The 12,199-nt window shown below is 37.5% G+C and carries 8 protein-coding genes; 7 read left to right on the top strand and 1 reads right to left on the bottom strand.

Translation table 11 applies throughout. The features are described 5' to 3' along the window. Positions 1 to 37: 37 nt before the first annotated feature. The 3 genes from tnaC (at position 38) to mtr (ending at position 3,009) form a co-directional block, all read left to right on the top strand. Positions 38 to 136, top strand: a complete 99-nt coding sequence (gene tnaC, locus EAE91_RS25065) for a tryptophanase leader peptide (RefSeq protein WP_214089719.1) — start codon at positions 38 to 40, stop codon at positions 134 to 136. Positions 137 to 258: 122 nt separating this feature from the next. Continuing rightward, entirely contained in the window at positions 259 to 1,659 is a 1,401-nt protein-coding gene (gene tnaA / locus EAE91_RS18225; RefSeq protein ID WP_214089718.1) for a tryptophanase, read from the top strand. A 105-nt stretch (positions 1,660 to 1,764) separates the two neighbouring features. Continuing rightward, positions 1,765 to 3,009: a tryptophan permease gene (gene mtr / locus EAE91_RS18220; protein ID WP_214089717.1), complete on the top strand. Its 1,245-nt coding sequence runs from the start codon at positions 1,765 to 1,767 to the stop codon at positions 3,007 to 3,009. Between the two features lie 347 nt (positions 3,010 to 3,356). Here the strand turns inward: mtr and EAE91_RS18215 are convergent, their stop codons facing one another. Next, positions 3,357 to 4,568 (bottom strand): Tm-1-like ATP-binding domain-containing protein, encoded by a 1,212-nt coding sequence (locus tag EAE91_RS18215; RefSeq protein ID WP_214089716.1) that lies wholly within the window; start codon positions 4,566 to 4,568, stop codon positions 3,357 to 3,359. A 236-nt stretch (positions 4,569 to 4,804) separates the two neighbouring features. Between EAE91_RS18215 and EAE91_RS18210 the strand changes: the two genes are divergently transcribed. From EAE91_RS18210 to EAE91_RS18195, 4 genes are all read left to right on the top strand, one after another. Then, positions 4,805 to 5,425: a TetR/AcrR family transcriptional regulator gene (locus EAE91_RS18210; RefSeq protein ID WP_214089715.1), complete on the top strand. Its 621-nt coding sequence runs from the start codon at positions 4,805 to 4,807 to the stop codon at positions 5,423 to 5,425. 67 nt (positions 5,426 to 5,492) lie between these two features. Further along, positions 5,493 to 6,461 carry a threo-3-hydroxy-L-aspartate ammonia-lyase gene (locus tag EAE91_RS18205; protein ID WP_214089714.1) on the top strand — a complete coding sequence of 323 codons (969 nt, stop codon included), beginning with the start codon at positions 5,493 to 5,495 and terminating at the stop codon, positions 6,459 to 6,461. A 396-nt stretch (positions 6,462 to 6,857) separates the two neighbouring features. Next, on the top strand, positions 6,858 to 9,173 hold the full coding sequence (locus EAE91_RS18200) for a hypothetical protein (RefSeq protein ID WP_214089713.1): 2,316 nt from the start codon (positions 6,858 to 6,860) through the stop codon (positions 9,171 to 9,173). Between the two features lie 134 nt (positions 9,174 to 9,307). Then, entirely contained in the window at positions 9,308 to 12,196 is a 2,889-nt protein-coding gene (locus EAE91_RS18195; RefSeq protein WP_214089712.1) for a Tc toxin subunit A, read from the top strand. Positions 12,197 to 12,199: the final 3 nt, after the last annotated feature.

The following is a 12,199-nucleotide window of genomic DNA, read 5'->3' as shown; positions in this document are numbered from 1 at the left end:
TTAATGGCTGATTTTAATCAGGGAATAAATTAATTTTATGATTTCTATATTTTTACGTTATTGTTTTATTTGTTCTTGTAATGTTCAAGCATGGTTTAATGTCGATCATCGTATTTCTCATTTTTTCCCTGATTAGTTGTTCTGGTTATATTTAAAATTAAATTTTTTAATCATTGCATTTATTTTGGCATATTTCTGGCTGTTTTTGTAAATTTGTCTGAAATATGCGTATAGCCAACTATTGGATAAAAAATATATATGAAACGTATTCCAGAACCTTTCCGTATTAAAATGGTAGAAAATATTCGCATGACTACCCGTGCTGAACGTGAAAAAGCATTAGCAGAAGCTGGATATAATCCATTTCTATTACCCAGTGATGCGGTTTATATTGATTTGCTGACAGATTCCGGTACCGGAGCAATGAGTGATCGCCAGTGGGCGGGCATGATGATGGGGGATGAGGCTTATGCAGGTTCCCGTAATTATTATCATCTATGTGATAAAGTTAATGAATTAATTGGCTATCAATATACTATTCCAACTCATCAGGGGCGCGGAGCTGAGCAGATTTTATTCCCGACATTAATTGCCCGTAAAAAAGCGCAAGGTGGTGCAAAGCATCCGGTCTTTATTTCTAATTTCCATTTTGATACGACAGCGGCTCATGTTGAATTAAATGGCGCGAAAGCGATTAATGTCGTCACATCAAAAGCCTTTGATACAACTACGTATTATGACTGGAAAGGCGATTTTGATATTGATGAATTGAAAAAAACGATAGCAGAACAAGGCGCTGATAATGTTGTCGCGATTGTGACAACCGTTACCTGTAATAGTTCTGGTGGTCAGCCCATCTCTCTCGCTAATATGAAAGCCGTGTATGAGATTGCAAAGCAACATGATATTCCTGTAGTGATTGATTCAGCTCGTTTCTGTGAAAATGCTTGGTTTATTAAGCAAAGAGAAAAGGGCTATGAAAATAAATCCGTTAAACAGATCGTCAAGGAGATGTATCAATATGGCGATATGTTAACAATGTCAGCTAAAAAAGATCCTTTAGTTAATATTGGTGGTCTTTGTTGTTTCCGTGGTGATGAAGATCTCTTTAATGAAGTGCGTACCCGCTGTGTGCCAATGGAAGGGTTTGTGACTTATGGCGGTCTTGCCGGGCGCGATATGGCGGCACTGGCAATTGGCCTTGAAGAGGGGATGAATGAAGATTATCTGGCATATCGTATTAATCAGGTGGCTTATTTAGGTGACAGATTAAGAGAGGCAGGTATTCCTATACAATATCCAACCGGTGGTCATGCGGTATTTGTTGATGCTAAATTATTATTACCGCATATTCCGGGGGAACAATTCCCGGCTCATGCACTGAATAATGAGTTATATCTGGCGGCGGGAATAAGAAGTGTGGAAATTGGTTCTTTGTTATTAGGTCGTGATCCAAAAACCGGGCAACAGAAACCATCACCAATGGAGCTTTTGCGATTAACTATTCCTCGTCGCGTTTATACTAATGATCATATGGATTATGTTGTAGAAGCCTTTATTTCCTTGAAGGAGCGATTTTCTCAGATTAAAGGATTAACTTTTACTTATGAACCATCCGTACTACGTCATTTCGTTGCAAGATTAAAACCAATTCAATAATAAAGATCGGGATGCTGCTTGTCTGAGGGCATCCCCAATTTTATTGCTTACTATACCCTATGAATTGAAAGATAACGGGTATAAAGCAACGCTAGGGTAACGCATATGGCTACTTCGTCGATAGAAAAATCGTCTCCATCTTTATTTGGCGGTGCCATGATCATTGGTGGAACGATTATTGGTGCGGGCATGTTTTCTTTACCGGTGGTCATGTCAGGGGCATGGTTTTTCTGGTCAATTGCCGCTTTAATTTTTACCTGGTTTTGCATGTTGCATTCAGGATTAATGATATTGGAAGCCAATCTTAATTATCGGATTGGTTCCAGTTTCAGTACCATCACGAAAGATTTATTGGGCAATGGTTGGAATATCATTAATGGTATTACCCTTGCTTTTGTTTTATATATACTGACCTACGCTTATATTTCCGCTAGCGGATCGATTATTCAACATGCTATGCGGGAGGTATCGATAGATCTTTCTCCTGGGTTTGCTGGTTTTTTATTTGCTTTGGTTGTGGCATTTATTGTCTGGCTAAGTACTAAAACTGTCAGCCGGATAACATCGATTATTCTTGGTGCTAAGGTATTAACTTTCTTCATGACGTTTGGCGGTTTGCTTTATAACGTTAAACCAGCAGTATTGTTTAATACAACTGAAATCAATTCAACTTACTGGCCTTATGTATTAATGACTTTACCTTTCTGCCTGGCCTCATTTGGATATCATGGCAATGTTCCTAGCCTGATGAAATATTATGGAAAAGAGCCAGAGAAAATAAAGAGATGCCTGTTTATTGGCACATCAATGGCCTTGGTGCTTTATTTGATCTGGTTGATTGGAACAATGGGCAATATTTCCCGGCCTGATTTTGTCGCAATTATCGCAAAAGGGGGCAATATTGATGTTTTGGTTCAATCATTAAGTGGAGGATTGAACAGTTCAGCTCTGGGCTTATTATTAACGCTCTTTTCTAACTTTGCGGTTGCCAGCTCATTCCTTGGTGTCACGCTTGGGTTGTTCGATTATCTGGCTGATTTGCTTAAATTTGATGATACCAAGTTAGGGCGTTTCAAAACGGCGTTGGTGACGTTTCTTCCGCCAATGGTTGGTGGAATGATTTACCCGAATGGCTTTATTCATGCGATTGGTTTTGCCGGCCTTGCTGCGACAGTTTGGGCGGCTATCGTTCCCGCATTACTTGCCAGAGCATCTCGTAAGCGATTTGGCAGTCCTATGTATAGGGTTTGGGGAGGTAATGTGATGATCGGCTTGATTTTTCTATTTGGTGTACTGAATGCTGTCGCGCATATCTTATCAAATTTTAATCTATTGCCGGTTTATTCATAAAAAAACTCCTGCGGTGGGGGCCGCAGGAGCCTGGTGTTGACGGAAATAAGCTCCGAAAGGGAGAAAACAAAGCAGGTATATTTATGTTTTAATTTAGTTTGTTAACTCCTAACATCTTACTGCAAGGTTATTAACAGGAAGTTCTTATGGCTTCCCTTTAGAACACGAATAATCAACCGCTTTAATTTCTTTTAGTACAACGTTCCAACAGACACGTCGTAAGTTCGTCACTGATAGAACAATAGCATTAGAATGCCCTCTTTTGGCAACTTTTTGCTTAGTCATTAATTAGTTGTATATAATCTTTCAGTGTCAGTGTTGTTTTTGCAACGGTCTTACCGTCGATGCTAAGCCATCATCTGCCGGTATTCGTTAATCACCTGTTGGCAAAAATCAGGTGAATTCACATGATGAGGGCTTTTAATTAGTTGTCTATTTTCCGTTTCTATCAATGTAGCTGCAAAAGCTTGGATAAATGCTTGATTAGCATCGGGATTCCAGAATGGCCCATCTTTAATATCCAAAGCGGAAAAACCACCTTCTGGAATAATGAATTTTACTTTTCCTTCGCACTGATTGAGTTTTTCAGCGATCCAAATTCCCATTTGCTGATTCTCTGCGGGTATGGTGCGCATTAATGTTACTTGCGAATTGTGACGGTAAAATTGCCTGTATTTGTAGCGTTCTGGGATAGTGTTTAGATGACCAAAGTTCACCATATCCAACGCTCCGCAAGAGCCAATATAAGGTATTTGCGTGCGGGCGATTGCCCCCAGACGGTCAGCGTCACAGGCAAGAACACCACCAAACAGATAGTCACAGACTTCAGTGGTAGTGATATCCAGTAGACTGTGAAGCAAACGGCTTTCGGCTAGTTTTTCCATTGTTTTGCCACCGCTACCGGTTGCGTGGAAAACCAGACAATCATACTGCTGTTCCAACTCTCTGGTTAATAACTGTATGCAAGGTGTCGTCACACCAAACATCGTCAGACCAATAGCCGGTTTATCTTCAATATTGTTCTCTTCATGAAAATAGACAGCCCCTGCAATTTGGTTGGCCGCGTTTTTTAACACTTGGCGAGAGATACGGTTAAGACCGGATACATCGGTGACTGAATACAGCATGGATATATCGCTAACACCCACATAGCCAGAAACATCACCGGAAGCCATAGTAGAAACCATAAGTTTTGGTATCCCTACGGGTAAAGATTGCATTGCCGGTGTGATCAGTGCTGTGCCGCAGGAACCTCCCAAACCTAGAATTGCTAAAACATCAGTTTGTTTTGATAAAAACACATTGAAAGCAACTGACATCGCGGAAATGGCTTTCCCCTTATCACCACAGAAAACGGCTTCTTTACCTTGCGGGTGATATTCTGCTACTGTTTGAGCAGTAATATCGGCACCTCTTTCCAGTGAGCCTGATTGAGTAGTCAAATCCACAGTTCGAACAGCAAGGCCAGCTTTTTTGATCAGATCCCTAACGTAGAAAATTTCTGCGCGTTTGGTATCAAAAATAGTAGCGATATAAACATAGCCTTGGTTTTTTTTCATTATAATTATGAATACTTCCCTAGTGCTGACTACTCATTCATGGACAGATTATAGTCAAGATGGGACTCAAGTATCACTGTTATATTATCAAATTGAGACAGTCATCTCATTTTATCCATAAATAAGATGAATCAATTTGATCGTTTTGTAGATAGTTGAGTAGAGTGATGATAGCGAAAAAGTATTTTAACCATAAGTGTTAATCTAGCGATTTTTATTGTGAAAGAGTTGTGGGGATGATGGACTCGAAGAAGAAAACTCATTTTACCGGTACTCGGAAAAAAACTTATACATTGCTAATAAATGCGGCGTTGGAACTTTTTGAACAGAGAGCGATACCTTCGGTTTCTGAATTGGCAATGCATGCTGGTGTTTCCAGGGCAACGGCCTATCGCTATTTTCCGACTCAAAGTGATTTAATTGATGCGATTGTTGGTGCCAGCCTTGGGCCGATTCTTACCTGGAAGCCGACCAGTGAAAAAACGGAGGAGCGGATTATTGAGTTGTTGAATTTTGCCTATCCTCGCATGTTTGAACATGAAGGCGCGTTACGAGCTGCTCTGCTGGTTTCCTTGCAGCAATGGGCTCAGGGATGTTTATCTGAGGATAAACAGGAAAAGAAATTGGTTCGTGGGCATCGTAAAGATATCTTGGCAATGGTTGTTGAGCCATTAAAAGGGCATTTTCCGCCGGATACTTTGGAAAATGTCATCCGTGCTTTTTCCCTGATTTATGGTTCTGAGGTCTTTTTGGTGATGAAAGATATTTGGCAGATGGATAATGAAGAAATTATTGAGATCACTAAATGGATGGCAAAAGCAATTATTAATCAGGCGCACAGAGATTCTGAATTATAGTTATTTTGATAGGTTTTCCTGGAGTAGATATTTTGTCTGCTATTTCGTATAACTTACGGTTATTCCTATGAAAAATATTCCTGTTTATGATGATGTTATTGCTGCTGCCCGGTGTATGGAAGGTTATGCTTATCGTACGCCAGTTCTGACTTCCCGCACTGCTGATGAAATGACTGGAGCCAAGTTATTTTTTAAATGTGAAAATTATCAGCGAATGGGAGCATTTAAATTTCGTGGTGCTTTTAATGCGCTATCACAATTTAGTGACGAACAACGCCGCAATGGGGTTGTGACTTATTCATCGGGTAATCATGCTCAGGCGATTTCATTGGCGGCTCGTATACTGAATATGCCGGCGACAATCATTATGCCGTTCGATGCGCCAGCGGCTAAGGTAGCAGCGACTGAAGGTTATGGCAGTAAAATTGTTTTTTATGATCGTTATACGGATGATCGTGAACAGATTGGCCGTGAATTATCAGAAAAGCAGGGGATGACCTTAATTCCTCCTTATGATCATCCGCACGTTATTGCCGGACAGGGAACCGCGGCAAAAGAGCTGTTTGAAGAAGTTGGGGAATTGGATGCGTTGTTTGTCTGCCTCGGTGGTGGAGGGCTGCTTTCAGGGAGTGCGCTTGCTGCCCACCATTTCTCTCCTGAATGTAAAATTTATGGTGTAGAGCCGGAAGCCGGTAATGATGCTCAACAATCATTTCGTCAGGGCAAAATTATTCATATCGATACGCCTAGAACCATTGCTGATGGCGCGCAAACTCAACATCTTGGGCAATATACTTTCGATATTATTCAAAAAAATGTTGATGATATTTTCACTGTTTCTGATGAAGAATTGGTGGATGCAATGCGTTTTTATGCGGAAAGAATGAAAATGGTTGTCGAACCGACCGGCTGCCTGAGTTTTGCTGCTGTACGCCAAATGAGTACGCAGTTGCAAGGACAGAGAGTTGGGATCATTGTCAGTGGCGGTAATGTGGATATTGAGCGTTATTGTGCTTTGCTGTCAAAACAATCTTAGACAGAATAAATTATATAGAAAGGGTTTTTAGTATTCACAGAACTTATAATATATGTTTTACAGTGTAATTATTGCTTTTTGTATTTAAATATTAATTATATGGCTAATATTATATATTAGCCGTTACATGTTTTTTATTAATGTTTCACTGTATTATATTTTCATTAATATATGTTATGCTTATCATATATATCCTAATTGATTGCTAATCTATTAGGGTAAATTGAATAATATATATTTTTCATTCAACTTATGTCTAAGTTGGCAATAGAACACGAATATAAATTATTCTAGTGATTACTTTCATATTATTTAATTAATATGATAGCGGCAGCTATTGTCTAATACGCTTCCTCTAATAACAAATCTTTTATGACGTCTAAAATAGGTGATTATATGACCACGGAAAATAGCATTATTGATGATTTTAACGGTAAAACAAAGACTTTGGAATGGGATATTATTGCTGCCTATGATAGAACTAAAATAAATATGCTGTTTGAACAGCAATATGTAAGAAAAGTAAGTGAAGGTACACATTTTTCGCCTATTTGCTGGGAAAGTGGAAATAAAAAGATAAAATTTGATAATTTGATATTGGGAGTGCCGTTAATTTCCTTTGAAAATTCATCAATTGAGAGTTCTAAGGCAACGGTAAAATTAAACTTTATTTCTGGCACGATAATAGAACTTTATGATGACGGTAGAGTAAAGAATTATCAAAGAATTACGCCGAATAATGATTACTATATGACAATAACCGTAGACTTGATTGCGGCGACAGGTTCTGTTGATAATGATGGAAAAGTTGTTGTTGAATTTAAAAAGGGAAATTTGAATGTAGTCAATGTTATTGATGATGCGCCAGCAGAAGTCAAGGAGTTTTTCCGTAATTGGCTTAAAGATAATGACGTAACTTATGAGTTAGGTATTTTGAAGCTGGATAATATGGCTGGACTGGTTCCAATAATGTTTAAAATTAGAACTCAACCGGCACCCGGTGCTAATTTATATGGTTCTAATAATTATGGTCATGGGGCGGTGTTGTTATTTATTGCAACAAACTATAATCCTAACGGTGGAAAATTACCAATTAACTCAAGTAATTTTCCTTATTTGATACCGGATAATCGTTCTGCGACGCTAATTATCAGTAATAAGACACTTTTTGAGAATATCCTTAAGCCGCAATATGAAAGTTTATTACCGAGTTCAACGGGTGTAAATTTAGAATTAGTTAAGTTAGATAGTCAGTCGGATGACTCAGCTAGCTATTTGAATATAACAAGTGGGTATGCTGAGAGCAATGAACCTGTAAAATATGAAGGAGGAGGGTATACAGTATGGACAGGAATGGTGAAATATCATGATAACAGTAATATGTGGTTAGAGAATGCCAAGATCCCCTATTCAGGAATGCATATTAAACCAGGCAAGGAAAAAATTGTCTTTTCTGGGGAGGATAATAATGGCCACTCTTATCATTTTACCCAACCAGTTGGTATTCTTAACGATTCTCCGATAAGCGGTGGTTGGTACAAGTCTAAAATTGATTTTTATATTGATGGTTCGATAGATATTACGCCTCATGTAAAATATAATGATGAGATTGAATTAAAATTAAATAATAGAATGAGCACCAGATATGACAAACTAGATGAACCTGTTTGGGGAATACATTTTTACCCTAAAGAAAAGTTTATTAATAAAACAGCAGAAATTGTTAAAGGTGTTGTTGAAAATAATTTATCCAATGTTGCAAAGATTAAATTAGATAGCATTAGTCTATTTGCGGTTAATCACCTTCTGTTTCCTGAAAGCAATTATCTTGAATTTGATAAAGTGTATGTGCCTGGGGATATGGTGCTATTTGGTGATATTTCTCCAACATCAACCGCTTTTAAAATTAATGATCTTCAATTAACTATGCCAGTGAAAACTAAGCATAAATTTACAACCAACACCAATGCAACGGTAAATTGGTCCATTACTCCAGCGGAATTGGGCAGTATTGATGCTAATACCGGAGATTATACGGCACCAACTAAGATAAAAGGGAATAGTCAAATTGTGACAATTACGGCGACAGACTCAAAAACAAACGCTAAAGCTTCAGCGGTTGTCACTCTGTTGCCTTCCTCAGTATCGGTTAGTCCTTCTTTTGTTGTTATCAATGAGAATGATGTTAATAAGGAAGCCAATTTTACTGTTTATGGCAATAAGAAAGTGAATTGGAGTGTGGAAACGGGTACTGTTTATGGCGTTGTTGATGCGAATGGCAAATATACGCCTCCAGCTTCTTTCCCGGCCGGATATAATATGGTTACGGTGACGGCTGTTGCTGATAATGGCGATTTAGATAAAGTTAATATTTTGCTTATCAGTAAAAGTACTATAGCTGAATTCAAGATTGATCCTAGCTATAATCAAGAGTTATTAACACCCGATGCTGTAATGAAGTTCTCTTCTGTCGGTAATGATTTGACTTCTCCAAGTGAATGGAGCCTTATGCCTGCAAGAGGAAATATTAAGGTAGGTGAACCAGAAGTCATAAAAAATGAGTTTGGTGATGACATCGAAAAATATACTGCAACTTATACTGCACCAAATGATATTACTCGTTCGGAAATTGTTTTACTCAGAGTGACACATAAGAATAAACCCAATCGTGCGGGATATGCTCTGATTACACTTGAGCCGAAAATCAGTTGATAACTAACTGCTTTTAATAACCATCAGATGATGCAATAAACTTCTTATTCTTTATTGCATCTCTGTTCTCAAGCCTATTATCGTTTTTAGATAAAATACCCATCCATATATTTACAATAAATAAAGGCGATCCTATGAGTCATGATATTAGCCCGTTGCTAAATAAATTAGGTAATAAATATAACTTTACCGATAAGATAATGGAATCAGGTTATAAATCTATTTTTGATATTATAAGAACTCCCCGTAATATATTTTTAGAGAAGTATAATTCAAACCATCAGGTAGCAGATATTTATGATATGGCAAACAGCTATGCTATACAAATAGCCCGTAAATTTCGCCAGCAGCATTACACTCATAATACATATGCCAAAAATTATTCTTCGCTTTCATTAAAAGAAGGTCCTCAATATCAATCCTTATTTCAGGATAATTGGCAGCAGTACTGCCCAAATGGCGCACCGGAAGCAAATAATTCACCGGTTGCTTATTTAGCAGAGATTTATAAATTAGCGATGGATATTGAATTCAATGCAGAGGATGAGGCAATTAAAATCGATGAGCGCCGTTCTGATTTAGCGCATTTAATGCTGGATGATGTCAGTATTAATCAGGAGATTTCAACACTGTCATTGGTTAATACTATGCTAAGTCAACGTTTGCAAGCTATATTAAAACAACAAGGAAAGGCAAATTTATCCAGTTATGATCTTTTGGCTAATGTACGTTATCCATTTCAACTCCCTTATGATTATGCGCAAAACCAAATTAACTTAACATTTGATAATAAAAAACTTTTTTGTTTGGAAATGATGCAACAGACAGATAAGCGTTATCCTTATTTTCTTAAATCCAATCTGAATACTGCTAATGGAGAATTTGTCGCCCCTTTAGCAAATCAACTAGGTATTTGCCAACAAAAAATAATTAATGAGCCATTGAATGCGTCTAATAGCCAATTCTATCAGGATAATTATGGCGTTAGTAGTGCAGAGTTACTTGAATTGTTATCAACTTTCACTACACAAACAACTCTTTCTGTCGCAGAAGTTGAGCAATTATTGTGTATAAAAGGAATATCTACCAATAAAGGGACGGTATTAGAACAAAATAATGTGAGATTATCTAAAAATGTGCTTAATTTAGCTATACCTGCGGCTCCTTATAGTTATGGCGCTGTTTTTATTAATGGGCCAAATGCAAAAGAGAGTGATTTTTTACATTTGTATCGTGAATTTGTCTCCAGTGATCATTTGCCACAAGCGGTAAATAAACTATCCGGTGTAAATCATGAACGCTTTGATAGATTAAATCGCATGATACGGTTGTGGAAATGGGTTAATTTGCCGGTAGATAAACTTGATTTATTGGTGACGGCAACTATGCGGGCAGAAGGGGAGGCAAATAAACAGTTACAGATGAATGATAATACCTTACGTATGTTAGGAATTTTTCATCATTGGAGTAAAAAATATCATATTTCGCCTGATGATTTTGCCGCATTGATATATCAAATTACCCCTTTCTCGACGGGCACAGCTATTTCTTTCTTTGATCAGATTTTCAATTCACCTTCGTTATTTGATGCGCCATTGGTGATTGATGATCGTGAATTTTATTCCGAGACAAAACAGGATGATAAGATTATTGGCAAGTTATGTGCTGGATTAAAAATTGCAGCGAAGGATTTTGCTCTATTAGCGCCATTAATTGCTGAATCGATAGGCAAAAAGAGTTTAACATGTTCACTTCCTGTTGTTTCTGCGTTTTATCGCATTGTGCGATTGTCGAGAGTTTTGGGGTTAACACCACAGGAAGGTGTGGTTTTGTTAACGCTGATAGGTGGCAATAAAGTATTAAAACAGGTCGCTGGTATGCCTTATTTATCGCAGGCAGGAAATAATCGGCAAACAGATATGTTTGATATTATGATTGCTATGGAGCAAACCACAGAATGGTTGAGAATAAATAAATTATCTGTTGGTACGCTTCAACTATTCTTATTACCAGCTAATGAAGTGGTTATGACCGGCAATGCGGCACAGGTGGCCTTTATTAATCAAGTTGGATTGCATCGTAATTCAGCAAGTTTAACCCTGGAAAGTTTATCATCAAATATCTTACCTACATTGGATAATAATGGTGATTTGATTGATTGGTTAACTCCACGTCAAACTGTTTTAGATGCGGTATCTCACCAAAAATATGGTTTAGTTAAGCCTGATGTTAATGTTACTGATGAAATTAATAAAGCGATAAAAAACATATTGCTTGATGATAAAATAAAAGTATCTATTACTGAGCAATGGGCTGCAATTATTACTCAAACTCAATCCGCACAAAATGCAATATCGGCTAGTATGTTGGCAAATGCATTTCAGCTATCACAACCGTTCCCTCTATTTATTTTAAACTGGAACGGCTCAAGTAGTTACGATTTTTTATTAAAGTCATTTGAACTGTTTGATAATAAGAATTTACAGCCAGAGATGATCGGTCAGGATTATTTAGTACTGATGTATGATTTATCGCGATATATTTCAGTGATTAAGACTTTCCAACTGAGTACTGTGATGTTGAAGCATTTTTCTGAACATCCTGAATGGTTTGGCTGCCAGAATACGCAACTTTCTTTATCGGTTATTTATTATTTCAGTCGCTACCGAGATTGGATGCAATTAGTTTCTTCTTTAGATAACGCGGAAGATAAAATATTGCGTTATTTGGAGCTAGTCAATAAGAGTAATAAAAGTAACGATAAAGTTAATATGGTGAAAATATTAACTGAACTATTGTCATGGCAGAGTGATGAAGTGCTATTAGCTAATTCACATATTGTTGGCAAGGAAGATAATACAGTCAAAACATTAGCTCAAATAGATATTATGATGAGGCTTAAAGTTTGGTCTGAGGAAATGGCACTTTCCATGCGTTCATTATTAGCGACGATAAATATCAATGCTCATTCCTCTTATGAGGATTATAAACAGGTTGGTACAGCGATGGTAGCAACTCTGTAAAAG

The organism is Photorhabdus noenieputensis (assembly GCF_018448935.1).
Lineage (GTDB): Bacteria > Pseudomonadota > Gammaproteobacteria > Enterobacterales > Enterobacteriaceae > Photorhabdus > Photorhabdus noenieputensis.
The sequence above is the reverse complement of the archived record's forward strand: the minus strand, read 5'-3'. Positions and strand labels throughout refer to the sequence as shown.